Annotated in this window: 14 protein-coding genes; 6 read left to right on the top strand and 8 right to left on the bottom strand. The window is 55.8% G+C overall.

What is annotated here, in order from left to right:
* Positions 1-5 precede the first annotated feature (5 nt).
* On the bottom strand, positions 6-827 hold the full coding sequence (locus NW829_RS00920) for an ABC transporter ATP-binding protein (RefSeq protein ID WP_414389998.1): 822 nt from the start codon (positions 825-827) through the stop codon (positions 6-8).
* 196 nt (positions 828-1,023) lie between these two features.
* Between NW829_RS00920 and argJ the strand changes: the two genes are divergently transcribed.
* Genes argJ through hypA form a run of 3 tightly spaced genes read left to right on the top strand, consistent with a single transcriptional unit; the run spans position 1,024 to position 3,837 of the window.
* Complete coding sequence (argJ, locus tag NW829_RS00915) at positions 1,024-2,241, top strand: bifunctional glutamate N-acetyltransferase/amino-acid acetyltransferase ArgJ (protein ID WP_414416247.1); 1,218 nt, start codon at positions 1,024-1,026, stop codon at positions 2,239-2,241.
* A 15-nt stretch (positions 2,242-2,256) separates the two neighbouring features.
* On the top strand, positions 2,257-3,435 hold the full coding sequence (gene speB, locus NW829_RS00910) for an agmatinase (protein ID WP_414329053.1): 1,179 nt from the start codon (positions 2,257-2,259) through the stop codon (positions 3,433-3,435).
* Positions 3,436-3,438: 3 nt separating this feature from the next.
* Positions 3,439-3,837, top strand: a complete 399-nt coding sequence (hypA, locus tag NW829_RS00905) for a hydrogenase maturation nickel metallochaperone HypA (RefSeq protein ID WP_414416241.1) — start codon at positions 3,439-3,441, stop codon at positions 3,835-3,837.
* On the opposite strand, the gene NW829_RS00900 is transcribed toward hypA, so the two are convergent.
* From NW829_RS00900 to NW829_RS00885, 4 genes are all read right to left on the bottom strand, one after another.
* Positions 3,834-4,151, bottom strand: a complete 318-nt coding sequence (locus tag NW829_RS00900) for a TMEM14 family protein (RefSeq protein WP_011434105.1) — start codon at positions 4,149-4,151, stop codon at positions 3,834-3,836. The genes hypA and NW829_RS00900 overlap by 4 nt on opposite strands.
* 27 nt (positions 4,152-4,178) lie before the next feature.
* Positions 4,179-4,385, bottom strand: a complete 207-nt coding sequence (locus NW829_RS00895) for a hypothetical protein (protein WP_238376795.1) — start codon at positions 4,383-4,385, stop codon at positions 4,179-4,181.
* A 329-nt stretch (positions 4,386-4,714) separates the two neighbouring features.
* Positions 4,715-5,521: a PPC domain-containing protein gene (locus tag NW829_RS00890; RefSeq protein WP_414329052.1), complete on the bottom strand. Its 807-nt coding sequence runs from the start codon at positions 5,519-5,521 to the stop codon at positions 4,715-4,717.
* Positions 5,522-5,688: 167 nt separating this feature from the next.
* Positions 5,689-6,981 carry an aminotransferase class I/II-fold pyridoxal phosphate-dependent enzyme gene (locus NW829_RS00885; protein WP_414416240.1) on the bottom strand — a complete coding sequence of 431 codons (1,293 nt, stop codon included), beginning with the start codon at positions 6,979-6,981 and terminating at the stop codon, positions 5,689-5,691.
* Positions 6,982-7,860: 879 nt separating this feature from the next.
* On the opposite strand from NW829_RS00885, the gene hpf reads away from it, so the two are divergent.
* Together hpf and NW829_RS00875 are read left to right on the top strand one after the other, a co-directional pair.
* Positions 7,861-8,433, top strand: coding sequence for a ribosome hibernation-promoting factor, HPF/YfiA family (gene hpf / locus NW829_RS00880; RefSeq protein ID WP_011434101.1), 573 nt, complete (start codon positions 7,861-7,863; stop codon positions 8,431-8,433).
* A 12-nt stretch (positions 8,434-8,445) separates the two neighbouring features.
* Complete coding sequence (locus tag NW829_RS00875; protein WP_414416239.1) at positions 8,446-9,186, top strand: urease accessory protein UreF; 741 nt, start codon at positions 8,446-8,448, stop codon at positions 9,184-9,186.
* 449 nt (positions 9,187-9,635) lie between these two features.
* Here NW829_RS00875 and psbV2 read toward each other — a convergent pair whose 3' ends face one another.
* Positions 9,636-10,139, bottom strand: a complete 504-nt coding sequence (gene psbV2 / locus NW829_RS00870; RefSeq protein WP_414416238.1) for a photosystem II cytochrome PsbV2 — start codon at positions 10,137-10,139, stop codon at positions 9,636-9,638.
* Positions 10,140-10,165: 26 nt separating this feature from the next.
* Positions 10,166-10,708 carry a photosystem II cytochrome c-550 gene (gene psbV / locus NW829_RS00865; protein WP_011434097.1) on the bottom strand — a complete coding sequence of 181 codons (543 nt, stop codon included), beginning with the start codon at positions 10,706-10,708 and terminating at the stop codon, positions 10,166-10,168.
* A 321-nt stretch (positions 10,709-11,029) separates the two neighbouring features.
* Between psbV and NW829_RS00860 the strand changes: the two genes are divergently transcribed.
* Positions 11,030-11,917, top strand: coding sequence for a hypothetical protein (locus tag NW829_RS00860; RefSeq protein ID WP_414375365.1), 888 nt, complete (start codon positions 11,030-11,032; stop codon positions 11,915-11,917).
* 30 nt (positions 11,918-11,947) lie between these two features.
* On the opposite strand, the gene NW829_RS00855 is transcribed toward NW829_RS00860, so the two are convergent.
* Positions 11,948-12,886 (bottom strand): hypothetical protein (locus NW829_RS00855; RefSeq protein WP_414416237.1); only part of this gene is annotated, 939 nt, incomplete at its 5' end.

Below are 12,886 nucleotides of genomic sequence, written 5' to 3'. Positions count from 1 at the left end.
TCCCATCAGCGCAAACGTCCGGCAGAGAGGGGGCGCAAATAGGGGGGATCCTGAGCTGAGCCGTGCATGGCCTCGTGCAGACGGGCCGACACTTCACGGCAGTAGTTGTTGTAAAGGGAAGAGGTGCGAAAGTCTTCCGAGCGGGGATAGGGCGCATCGATGGGAATATCGGCTATCACCCGCCCTGGGCGAGCCGCCATCACCACCACGCGGTTGGACAGGTAGACGGCCTCGTAAATGTTGTGGGTAACAAAGATCACCGTCCAGCGCTTTTCTTGCCACAGCTCCAACAGATCGCTGTTCAACTTGCTGCGGGTGATTTCATCCAAAGCTCCGAAGGGTTCATCCATCAGCAACACTTGGGGCTTGGTTACCAGGGCGCGAGCAATGGAAACCCGCATGCGCATGCCGCCCGATAGCTCGCGGGGAAAACTGCGCTCAAACCCCCGCAGGCCCACCAGTTGCAGAGCTTCCAAGACATCTCGATTGGCTTTTGGCTTGGGCTCACCTGCCAACTTTAAGGGTAGCCCCACATTGTCCATCACCGTCGCCCAAGGCATAAGGGCCGGTTCCTGAAACACAAAGGCCAACTTGGGTTCCCCTTGGGGAGCATCCTTCTCAAGATTTTGCCCCCATTCGATAGAGCCTGTGGTCAGATGCCCCAGACCTGCCACCAACCGTAGCACTGTGCTTTTCCCACAGCCGGATGGCCCCACCAAGCTAACGAACTGCCCTTCTTGGATGGTCATATTCATGTCCTGCAAAGCCACCGTGCCATTGGAATAGACCTTGCTGACATGGTTGAGGGTAATGACAGGGGTGGGCATGGCTGGCAATTCCCGGAGCAGAGGAAGCACACACTTTCAAAATAACCCTCTCTGCCGCCTCTGCTTGGTAGGCGTAACTACAACTCTTTCCCTCAGAACCGGTTTCCAGAGAGTTTCTCACGGAAAGCTTGCGATGACCCAAATCGGAGCAGCAAGTCGGTATGATGTTGCCGACCACCCTCTGGCCAAGGAACACATGGGATCCCAATTTAGACCGGTTGAAGGCGCCGTTACTGCCCCGCGAGGATTTCGAGCCGCTGGAGTGGCCGCTGGCCTCAAGCCCTCAGGAGCTGCGGATCTGGCTTTGATCGTTTCCGAGTGCGATGCGGTTGGGGCAGGCGTTTTTACCACCAATCAGGTCAAAGCAGCCTGTGTTACCTACAACCAAGGGATCCTCGCCCAACAGCAGCCGGTGCGGGCCATCCTCTGCAATGCCGGGCAAGCCAACGCCTGTACCGGAGAAGAAGGAGAGCGCAACAACGCCCAACTGGCCCTCTGGGTGGCAGAACGGTTGGGGATCCCGGCCCATCAGGTGCTCACGGCCTCCACAGGGGTCATCGGGCGACAACTGGAAATGCCGAAAATCCAAGCAGCCCTGCCTGGCCTTATCGACAGCCTCTCTCCAGAGGGGGGGGAGAGCGCCGCCCGCGCCATCATCACCACCGACTTGGTGACCAAAAGCGTTGCCCTGCAAGCTGAGATCGACGGGTACACCGTCAGGGTCGGGGGCATTGCCAAGGGATCCGGCATGATCCACCCCAACTTGGCCACGATGCTGGCTTTTTTAACCTGCGACGCGGCTGTGGATCCCCGCCTGTGGCAGCAGATCCTCAAGCAAGCTGCCGACCTCAGCTTTAACCAAATCACGGTGGATGGGGATACCAGCACCAACGACATGCTCTTGGCCCTGGCCAACGGCCAAAGTGGGATCCCAACCCTGCAAGCCGGCACAGAAGCTGCCCAGACTTTGGCGGAGATGGTCAACCAAGTTTGCATTCATCTGGCCAAGGCCATTGCCCGCGATGGGGAAGGAGCTACCAAGCTGCTGGAAATTCGGGTGTGTGGGGCTGTGGATGATGGGGCAGCCCGGCATATGGCCCGTGTGATCGCCAGCTCTCCCTTGGTGAAGGCGGCAGCTTTTGGCAACGATCCCAACTGGGGACGGGTGGCAGCCGCCGCCGGACGGGCCGGGATCCCCTTCGACAGCCGCCGGTTGGATATCCGTCTGGGGGATTTTCTGCTCATGCAGGCGGGAATGCCCCTGGCTTTCGATCGCAAGGCAGCCTCTGAGTACTTGAAAGGGGATCCGGTGACCTTTACCGTGGATCTCCATCAGGGATCCGGCCAGGGCGTGGCCTGGGGCTGCGATCTCAGCTACGATTACGTGCGCATCAACGCCGAATACACCACCTAACGGGGGATCCCAACCATGACCACCGAATCGAACGCAAATAACGGCTTTTCTACCGAAGCCCAAGCGGCTCTGGCCAAGGAAGCGAGGCTTTCCCTATCCGGTTGGCAGCAAGAGGTGAGTCGAGGCTTAGAGTTTGGCCTCGAGGCAGCAGCCAGCATCGGCGATCGCTCCATCCCCACCTTTTCCCGTGGCGAATTGCCCCATTATGCCGGCATCAACACCTTCCTCAAGGCTCCCTACCTGGAGGATGTGCGCAAAGTTGGGGAGTACGATGTGGCAGTGGTGGGTGTACCCCACGATTCCGGCACCACCTATCGGCCCGGCACTCGCTTTGGCCCACAGGGGATCCGGCGCATTTCCGCTCTGTACACCCCCTACAACTTTGAGTTTGGCGTCGATCTGCGAGAGCAGATCACCCTCTGCGATGTCGGCGATATTTTTACGATCCCGGCCAACAACGAAAAATCCTTCGACCAAATCTCCAAAGGGGTAGCTCACATTTTCGGGTCTGGCGCCTTTCCCGTCATCCTGGGCGGGGATCATTCGATTGGCTTTCCCACGGTGCGGGGGATCTGTCGCCACTTGGGGGACAAGAAGATGGGCATCATCCACTTCGACCGCCATGTGGACACCCAAGAAACCGACTTGGATGAGCGCATGCACACCTGTCCTTGGTTTCATGCCACCAACATCCGCAACGCACCGGCCCATAACCTGGTGCAACTGGGCATTGGCGGCTGGCAAGTGCCACGGCAAGGGGTGAAAGTGTGCCGGGAGCGGGCCACCCACATCCTCACCGTTACCGACATCACCGAAATGGGCTTGGATGCAGCCGCCGATTTCGCCCTCGAAAAAGCCCTAGACGGCACCGATTGTGTGTACATCAGCTTCGATATCGACTGCATCGATGCCGGCTTTGTACCCGGTACAGGCTGGCCAGAGCCGGGTGGGCTGCTGCCGCGGGAAGCGCTCTACTTGCTCAAGCGCATTGTGCGGGAAGCACCGATCTGTGGCCTGGAGGTGGTGGAAGTCTCTCCCCCCTACGACATTAGCGATATCACAGCTCTAATGGCCACCCGAGTTATTTGCGATACGCTGGCCCATTTGGTGGTATCTGGGCAACTGCCGCGCCGAGAGAAGCCCGCCTACATCCACCCGGAGGCGACGCCAGAAATGGCCGGCGACTGGAGGTAAGAGATGCACGAGACCGACATGACCCGCGCCTTGATCCAAACACTACGTGACTGGTGGCAAAGTCAGCCGGGACAGCCTCAGATCGCTCGGGTGCACCTGGTGGTAGGACAGTTCACCTGTGTAGAGCCGGCCAGCCTAACCTTTGCCTATGCCGCACAAACCCAGGGTACTTTCCTACAGGGATCCCAGTTGGTCATCCGGGAAACGCCGCTCATTGCCTATTGCCATCCCTGCGGCCAAGAATACAAGCCAGAAATAGGCCGGCGCTATGCTTGCCCCAACTGTGGATCCCCGATGGAAGAGATTCGCTCGGGCCGAGAGCTGAAAATTGACTACATCGAAATTGACCACATCGAATGTTCAACAAACTTCACCCCACCGGCGCAACCAGAAGTCGCCTAGGCCGCTCCAAAGCTAAGTCCCAGAAGGACAGCTGCTCCCAAGCTGAGGATGAACATCAAGCCGGCAGGCATTAACGTTCGGGTTTTGCGGTAGCGCAGGGCGAATACGATAGATCCCAGCACTGTCGTCCCCAGGCCCAAGCCCAGCCCCCAGCGGGGATCCACCCCCAGCAGCCCATAGCTGACTCCGCTGAGGGCGGCCCCAACCAGCCCCCCGATGAGAGACTTGGAGCTTTTGCCTTTGCTATAGCCGATTGCTCCGCCCACCAAAAGCAGTGCCCCGTAGACCAGCAAGGTGATTTGTGCGGCCAGCATGATGGGAAAACCTTGTCCTCTCTAGGTTTAATCCACGAGGATATCGCGAATCAAGGGCAAGCGAATGCTGATGTAGCGATTGAGAATTGAGGCATCGACACTGCTGAGGGCGTGTTTTTTCTGACAGGCGCTCAGAAGCAGGTTCACCAAGTCATCGTCACGCTTTGTGAGCCAATCTGGCCTGCCAATCTCGCTGACCAAAGACCAAAACTGGCGTACCATTTCAGGAGTCATGGCATCCATTTTGTGGAGATAGGGGCTGAACTGCAAAAGAATGGTCTAGGCCATCGATTCGATTCTAGAAAAAAGACCTCATCCCCGAGGACAATATTTCAGCTCCGTCACAACTTAGGATAAGACGTTATGCTTTCCCACAAAGCTCAGCAAGCAGTGCCCCTTCTGGCTTTGTGAGGATCTTAGGAAGGTAAACTGGCAACTCCTGACATATATCAACATTAGGCGTTAAAAAACGATGATTCCTGTCAAAATCTCGACATCAGCATCAGAAGGTTCACAAGCCCCCTTATCCAAGCTGTAAGACAGGGAATCTGGGCGAGCAGGGGCTAGCGCAAGGCGTACTGTAACCTATAGGCTCCTTCTTCTCGTGGCTTATGGGTGTTGGCCCGCAGGGTATAAGTGCCGGTGCGGGGCAGAAAGGCAATCATCAGAGCATCGGTTCCACCCCCTTGGTCATCATCCCAAGCCCTGACTTCTCCACTGGGATCCAGCAGCTGCAAAAAGGCATCGAAATCGGAGCTGGTCATGGAAGCGATCAGGATCTGGCCGGCGCGGGCGGCAATGGGATATTCGTCCATCCAACTGCCATCCTCGGGATGCTGAAGGGATCCCTCCTGCAGACGGCCCGATAGGCTTTCCTGCCAATCTACCTGGGTGAGGATATAGGTGAGCCGGTAGTTGCCGGTGGATTCCGGCTCAAAGCTGGTGGCCCGCAGGGTATAGGTGCCTCCCTCCGGCAGACGCACTGCCAACAGGGCATTCACATCCAGGCCAGAGTCATCGTCAAAGCCAATCACCCGCCCTTGGCCGTCCACCAGCTCCAGATAAGCATCAAAATCTTCGCTCTCTAGGGCCGCAATCAAAATCTGTCCCGGCTCAGCGGTGACGGGGATCCCATCCCAAAAGCTGCCGTACTGGCGGCTGACTTGATCTCCCACCTCCAGCGCTCCCGTCACGGTTTGGCTGCCTCTCCACAGAGCAGAACGGGTCAGCGCAGATCCCACCGGCAAGCCTCTCTCTCCCACCCGATCCAGCAGCCGACAGCCGCCGGCCAACCCCAATGCCACCAGAGCCAGAGTCAAACGGGATCCCCAACGGCGAGGAGATGCGCAAGAACGATACCAGCTCAACATCGGAAGGGATCCCTTTCTAAAGAATGGCAACTGTAGACTGATCCTACCCCCTGATTGATTGAGCGAAAAGTTGGTCAGAGACGACAACTTCTGCCAACTTCGTGCTGAGTTTTGAGGTTGTTGGCTTGCCCCTTCCTTGCTGTTTCAGCCGAGAGCAAACTGTTGGCCTACAGGGTTTCCCAAGCTTGCAAGACGGCTTCTAGGGCCAGCCGCCCATGGTAGAGATGGGTTCCCCCCTGCAAGTAGACGGTGTAGGGATCCCGCATCGGCCCATCGGCAGAGAGTTCTGCACTGCTCCCGGCAACAAAGGTGCCTGCTGCCATCACCACCGGGTCTGCATAACCGGGCATCACCTCCGGAACTGGGGTGAGGTAGGAATCCACAGGAGAACTGTTTTGAATCGCTTGGCAGAAAGCCTGCAGCTTTTGCGGGGATCCCAATTGAATGGCCTGGATGATATCGGTGCGAGGAGCTTGAGGCAGAGGCGAGACCGGGTAGCCCAGATCAGAAAACACCTGCGCCGCCAGATGGGCGATCTTCACCGCTTCGGCCACCATCTGCGGGGCCAAGAACAAGCCTTGAAACAGAAGGCGGTTGAGATCTAGAGTTGCCCCCCCCTCCGAACCAATGCCCGGAGCCGTTAACCGACAAGCGGCTTGCTCCACCAGCTCTGCCCGCCCGGCCACATAGCCCCCTGCGGGAACGAGGGTGCCCCCCGGATTTTTGATCAGGGATCCGGCAATCAGATCTGCGCCCACATGGGTTGGCTCCTGGGTTTCCACAAATTCGCCGTAGCAATTGTCCACAAAAACCACAACTTCGGGGTTTTGCGCTTTGACCATTTGGATCATCTCGGCAATCTGGGCAATGGAAAAGCTGGGCCGCCAATCGTAGCCACAGGACCGCTGAATGTGAACCAAGCGGGTTTGCGGTCTGAGGGCGGTTTTCAGGGCCTGCCAATCGACAGTTCCCTCCCGCAAATCCAACTGGCGGTAACCGATGCCAAACTCCCGTAGGGATCCCCGCCCGGAACCCCGCAGACCGATGACCTCTTCAAGGGTGTCGTAAGGGGGGCCGGTAATCGCCAGCAGCTCATCCCCCGGACGCAGCACCCCAAACAAAGCACAGGCAATGGCATGGGTACCAGACACCATCTGCAGCCGCACCACTGCTGCCTCACAGCCCATAATCTGGGCAAACACCCGATCCAAAACCTGCCGCCCCTGGTCGTCGTGGCCATACCCCGACACCCCGGCAAAGTGATGGGATCCCACCCGCTGGTCGCGAAAGGCCCGCAGCACCCGCGCCAGGTTCTCTCTGAGGGTCTTCTCCACCGCCTGAAACTGCTCCTGTAGAGCCTCTTCTGCTCTGTCTAAAAGCTCTGCCGCCTTCAACGGGATCCCTCCGCCCACCCAGTCTGCCCCACCTTTTGCACACCAAGCTGGTTTCGAGGGTAGCATTTCAGCCACCCCGGAAAGAGTTGGCCTTCTCCCCACCGCTCCTCAAGGTGACTGCAGCGGCAGAACCGAGTTCCAAGTTCTTATGTACTTATGTAGCTCTCCGATAGAAACCTTACAGCATGGAACAGTGAACAACAGGCTTGTCAAAGCTAATACCGACAACAACACCATCTCTCAAGTCGAAAGCCTCATATTGATAAAAAATCGATAAAAAGCTTAATTTATATCAATATCCCTTCATTTTTGCTGTCAATGGCTATCCAATCAAGATGCTGCTAGGCTGTAGGATAATACCAACATACCCTGGAGGAAAGCTGAAGCATCTGGATTGCCGAGCTTATGGGCAATACGGCCCACCTTCAGTCTCTCAAAAACAGGTCAGAGTTAGAGACATTGTTTAACCAACTCAAAATCCAGCTCAGGAAGATTTTTAGCAGGCTAGATCTGTCTATGGGTTTGATGATAGATTTGGCTTTTGACTGAGGAACTTGCAACTTAAACTCTAAAAAACCTTTCCCAAAGACACTCAACACAGCCAATAGAAGTGCATGTCTTGCAGGGCGGGGATCCCGCTTCTCTACAGAGCTCCTGCGATTCGGGAAAATCTGGAATTCAACATCTCTGAAACATTAAGAGAGCCTAAATTTATTCTTAACCTCTGGCAGAGATCCTTGAGCGAGATGTTAACCTAGACTTAACCCAAGAGGTTAGTGCCACTCCCAAAGCCGATCTGCTCACCCTTGATGACAGGGCTCCATTTTTGCCAATTAAAGGGCTGACGTCGCCTGTGAGCTGGGATCGCTTTCCAGAGTTAGAGGGATCCCGGGTGGGGATGAGGCGCTATCTCAGGTATAAACCGACATGACTGGGAGAGTCCTCATGACTAAGCTTGTGATCCAAGGGAAAAACGTCGAGATTACCGACGCCATCCGCAGCTACGTTCAAGAAAAAATTGAGCGTGCTGTCAGTCATTTTGCCCAGATCACCAGTGAGGTTGATGTCAATCTATCGGTAGCCCGCAACCCCCGTATCAGTGCCAGCCAATCTGCCGAAGTGACCGTCTACGCCAATGGCACCGTGATCCGGGCGGAAGAAAGCAGCGAAAACCTCTATGCCAGCATCGACCGTGTGGCCGACAAGCTGGCCCGCAAGTTGCGCAAATACAAAGAACGGAACGGCATTCACCGCGTCCGCCACACCCCCAAAACCTCCGTGGCAGTGGCCCAGCAGCCCGTCACCGATCCGCTAAATACGGAACGGCAAGCGGAGTTACCCGCAGAGGTGGTGCGCACCAAATACTTCGCCATGCCACCCATGACGGTTCAGGAAGCGTTGCACCAGTTGGAGCTGGTGGATCACGACTTCTACGTTTTCCGCAATATCGAAAATGGCGAGATCAACGTTATCTACGTCCGCAACCACGGTGGCTACGGCCTGATCCGCCCCCGCTAAGGCTTGGTGAAGATGCGTGGTGAGCTCTCCTCCCAACTTACTTCTCCAGGATCCAGCGGCACTTTCTATCTGTTGCTACAGCTCACCGATTCTGCCCTGCCGATTGGGGCTTATTCCCACTCCTGGGGCTTGGAAGCTGCCGTTCAAGCGGGTCAACTTCGGGATCGGGCTGGGGTGCAGCAGTACCTGTTGGGGGTTTTGCACATGGGCTTAGCCCCCACCGAGGGCAGAGCCTGTGCCTTGGCCCATCGTCTATCCCGATTGGGATCCGAGTCGGGAGTGGAGAAGCTGCAGCAACAGCTGCAAGCAACCCGTTGGGCGGCAGAGCCGCGCCAAGCCAGCCTAGATTTGGGGAAACGCCTAGCTCAACTGGCAGAACGCACCTGGGGAATCTCTGTCCCCAAGGCAGAGGGGGATCCACTGCATCATTCCGTGGTGTTTGGCTGGATCTGCGCTCAGGCGGGCATTGGGTTGGAAGATACCCTGCGTGCCTTCTTGTTCTCCTCCCTCACTGGGCTGGTCTCGGCAGCGGTGCGTCTGGTACCTTTGGGGCATACCGAGGGGCAAAGCCTATTGGCTCAGTTGTACGAGCCCATCGAGGCAGCGGTACACCAAGAGATCCTGCCGGTTGTGAAGCGGGCCGAAAGGCCAAACCTCTCCCCCAGCTGGCCGGCTTTGGGCAGCTTCACCCTCCTACAAGAACGCGATTGTCAAGTCCACCAACAGCTCTATTCCCGCCTTTTTCAATCTTGAAAGCCGTCAACCCTCACCCCTAAACCCTTCTCCCAGAGGGAGAGGGGAGTTCAGGGAAGAGTTTTTAGGGTCATCTTGATTCAAACCAGGACACTGCACCCACACCTAAAACCTTGGTCGCGTCTTCGCGTCAGCGTTGCGGAGCAATAGCGTTGCGGAGCAATAATGCAAGGGATCCAAAAGGTTTTTCTCAGTAGCCCAGGCATCTCACCCCAAGCTGAAACGAGTATACAATTGCCTTCCTTTTTGAGGATTGGTTGGCTATTCGCTCACCCCTGATCTGCTCAGTTCTCCTCTGCTTCTCTTGGGCAAAGATGGGTTCGCGCGGCCAGAAGCGCATTGAAAAGCGAAAAGAAGGTGCCCTTACCAAAGAATTGGGTCTAAAGCCCTGCCGTACCGCTATGCAGCTCGCCTTGGCGGGCCTAGCACGGTGGCTTTTGTGCTACACCCTAACCGGCATCGATCAAATCGTTGGATCCCCAGCCAGGGGCAACCTGAGCCGCTCTGAGAATAAAGGCAGCCAGATTTCTCAGGGCTTCGTCGTCCATCCAGGAAGGGGGTACAGGTCGGCATCCATAGCTGGAATCCGAGCCATCGTAGCTGCGGGGATCCCGCTGGTACTCCATCAAGGCTTGAAGGGTATCTCGGGGTGGAGTGGCACCGCGCAAGTCCTTCAAAGAGAGGGAAATGTTGGGAGCCGGCAAAGTGGCACCGCCCACATGACAATTCAAACAGGCGGACTGAAAACGATTTTTGCCGTCCGTGAGCTGCTCTGGGGTAAAGGTGAGGGTATGCCCTGCGGCATCTAGAGGCAATTCCACAGGGCCACTCACCCGCAAATACTGGTTCACGTAAGGATCAATGCGGGCAGCCACCGGACTGGCCAGCCCCAGCCACAACAAAGCTAGGATCCCGACCCAGGCCCAGGGGCGAGACGGGATCCGCCATCTCATAGGCAACTTCTGATCCAGATGCGGCATTAGAGATAGGCTGATAGGTCGCTGTGGCTTTCGTTCTTGGTACCACCCCAGCCGGGAACGGTCTTGGCCTGCACCAGAATGTAGCCCGCAATCAGCTTCAGATCCTCGTCGGTGAGGTTGCGCAGACGTGGATACTCACTGGTGAGCTGGGTGTTGGGGTGATACTCCAACAGAGACTCCACCCCGTCATAGGTGACTGGATTCTTGATGTAATCCACAATCGCCAGCACATTATCCCGTGGGGGAGTTGCCCCCTCCAGATCCGAAAGCTTCAAGCTCACATCCGGGTTGGGATAGGTCTGGCCGCCCACATGGCACTGGGCGCATGCGGTGTTGAATAGCTTCTTCCCTTTGGCCAACTGGGCTTCGGTAAAGGTAATAGACTCAGTTGGCGACAGAGCCACTGCAGGAATATCCCTAGCTGCAAACACTGGAGCCAGACCCCAGCCAAACCCAGCCATCAACGCAGCCAACAGCAGGACAAGCAACCGACGACGCGCTGGCGCAAACACCTTCTGAAAAGAAAAAGCTTTGCTAAACATGGTTCTCCGTAGATCAGCCTAGAAAGAGGAGAGGTGGGCTCCACTCCAGCCACAAACCCGACAACAGGATCAAGAATAGACCATTAAGAGATCATTTGCAGATGGGATCCGGGATAGTTTCCCAATGGTTCCATTTGCCTTTGGTGTTAAGTTTGATTACGGAGCTATGGCCTGTTGGGAGTCTGTTGGCCGAGAGCTGACTTGGCCACAGCCCAGTCGAGAGAACTGAGCGGGTAATGAGCAGGTAATATAGAGCTTGGCTTGCTTGCCCGGCAACCTCAGAGCAGGAGAATACGGCAGACTCCGTTCCAGGTTTTCCCCATGTCCTCTATCCGATTCCAGCCGTTGCGGGTGGCTTTCACCTGTGCGGATCCCAGTCAAGTGCAAATGCCCGTTGCCGATTTGCTGGCGGCCTTGCCGGCCTCACCGCTTCTGACCTACACAGACCCGGAAGCAGCGGACTTGCGGGTAGAGCTGTTGCCCGATGCCACTTATCACTTTTACCGGCGGGGGGAAGAGGTGGCTCTGGCGGCCTTCCGGATCCCGGTGAAGAAGCTACTGGCCCTACCTCGCAAGCTGGTGCGGCTGTTGGAGCACGTGGCTGCTTTTGGTAATCTTTTGAACCTGCAACCTGCCAGCGATGCGCTGAGCAGCATCTTGGAAGTGGAATTTCTCCAACTGGAAACCCCGGCCAGCAGCTCTGCCCCTGCCGAAGTGAGCCCCCTGCCGCGGGATCCCCAAGGGAAAGTGCAAATCCAAGCAGGCCGCAACCTGGCCATTGCCCTGAGAAACAGAGCCCCCACTCCAGTGCATGTTTATGTCACCGTCTTTGACGAGCGGCGGTACAGCGTGGATTTGGTTTACCCCTATCAACCAGATCTGCCTGCCCGTTTACGCCCCAACGAGAGCCTGCTGATTGGCTCTGGCCCCCGCTACCTGCTGCAGATGCAGCTGCCAGAAGGAACAGACGTAGCGGTGGATCGCTTCAAAATCTGGGTCAGCAGCACCAGCATGCAGCCAGGCATTATGGTGATGCCCCCTCTGGGGCAACGGCTGGAGCCTCCCTCAGAAGATCCCTACGGGGCCGGATCCCGTCTAGATCGAGAGGTAAGGCTGGCCGTTCTGGGCAAGGCAGGCAGCACTCCCATGCCAGCTTTTGCCGAGGATCCCTGGTGGTGTATGGAGCAAGCCGTCAAGATTGTGGCCTGAGCCGATGCTCTTGGGGACTTTTTCAGACTTTCAGAGATGGCTTTTCAGGATCCCATCAAAGGTAGACTCAACCTCATCGACGCCAATCACTGACAGGTGATAGAGGGAAGATAGACTACTTTTTGTATCTTGACTAACATCAGTTAAAACTATGAAAGCTTGGCTTTCCTGAAGACCGAGTTCATGAGCGATTCTGGAGTATTTTTGTATTTTATCTTGGTACCCACCTGTCCTCGATTCCACCCAGTAGAATTTATCATTGATATGGAAGAAAAGATCCATCTCAAAATCGGCTCCATTCGATAAAGTAACTTGGGCATTCGCGACGTAAGAGAAACTGATCTTTTTGGTGTGAGCCGCAACAAGGCGGATCAGCGTGTCCCTAACATATCTTTCCAGCCAGTTCCCTGCCAGAAAATTCAGCGCCTGAGGCGACCTACTGGGTCTTGCTACCAAGAGGCATCTGGGTGCCCTAAAGTATCTGTACTCTTCCAAAAATGCGATGCTGTATAAATTTTTAGCAACTTGGCAAGTTGAACTGATTACTTGTGGAGGTTCATCTCTAAGGTCTAGGGAGAAAGAACTGCCGCTCTTCATGTTTGATTTAACCATTCCATAAAATCTCTTGATAAAAGAGTATCGGCTGCCCATAAAGGCGGCTATTTGATCTAGCTTTTCCTCTTTTTCTTCCGCAGCTATGTTTTTCATCCTTATGTTTTTTGAGTTTAGAAGTGACTCTATCTTTGATATATCAACGATAGCTGTCCCATCCTTGTCTCTTAGTACTTCGTCTGGTGTCTCAGGATCTGGTGCTTTACCAATGACCTGAGTAACCTGCTCATTCTGGGAGTCCTGATTTGCAGTTGGGCATATCTCGGATCCATGAGAACTTTGAATAGTAACCCGTAGTTGCTGATAAATATCTTTGGCCTCTTCCACTAGGTTTTCCAGAATGGCTAGCTGATTGTT

The organism is Synechococcus sp. R55.8 (assembly GCF_047461895.1).
Lineage (GTDB): Bacteria > Cyanobacteriota > Cyanobacteriia > Thermostichales > Thermostichaceae > Thermostichus.
This window is presented reverse-complemented; position numbering and strand designations above follow the sequence as displayed.

Excerpts from the sequence above, each read along its gene's own strand:
- hpf (WP_011434101.1), top strand. The coding sequence starts at position 7,861 with ATGACTAAGCTTGTGATCCAAGGGAAAAACGTCGAGATTACCGACGCC.
- psbV (WP_011434097.1), bottom strand. The coding sequence starts at position 10,708 with ATGTTTAGCAAAGCTTTTTCTTTTCAGAAGGTGTTTGCGCCAGCGCGT.
- NW829_RS00875 (WP_414416239.1), top strand. The coding sequence starts at position 8,446 with ATGCGTGGTGAGCTCTCCTCCCAACTTACTTCTCCAGGATCCAGCGGC.
- NW829_RS00895 (WP_238376795.1), bottom strand. The coding sequence starts at position 4,385 with ATGACTCCTGAAATGGTACGCCAGTTTTGGTCTTTGGTCAGCGAGATT.
- NW829_RS00885 (WP_414416240.1), bottom strand. The coding sequence starts at position 6,981 with ATGCTACCCTCGAAACCAGCTTGGTGTGCAAAAGGTGGGGCAGACTGG.
- speB (WP_414329053.1), top strand. The coding sequence starts at position 2,257 with ATGACCACCGAATCGAACGCAAATAACGGCTTTTCTACCGAAGCCCAA.
- NW829_RS00920 (WP_414389998.1), bottom strand. The coding sequence starts at position 827 with ATGCCCACCCCTGTCATTACCCTCAACCATGTCAGCAAGGTCTATTCC.
- NW829_RS00900 (WP_011434105.1), bottom strand. The coding sequence starts at position 4,151 with ATGCTGGCCGCACAAATCACCTTGCTGGTCTACGGGGCACTGCTTTTG.
- NW829_RS00860 (WP_414375365.1), top strand. The coding sequence starts at position 11,030 with ATGTCCTCTATCCGATTCCAGCCGTTGCGGGTGGCTTTCACCTGTGCG.
- NW829_RS00890 (WP_414329052.1), bottom strand. The coding sequence starts at position 5,521 with ATGTTGAGCTGGTATCGTTCTTGCGCATCTCCTCGCCGTTGGGGATCC.
- psbV2 (WP_414416238.1), bottom strand. The coding sequence starts at position 10,139 with ATGAGATGGCGGATCCCGTCTCGCCCCTGGGCCTGGGTCGGGATCCTA.
- hypA (WP_414416241.1), top strand. The coding sequence starts at position 3,439 with ATGCACGAGACCGACATGACCCGCGCCTTGATCCAAACACTACGTGAC.
- argJ (WP_414416247.1), top strand. The coding sequence starts at position 1,024 with ATGGGATCCCAATTTAGACCGGTTGAAGGCGCCGTTACTGCCCCGCGA.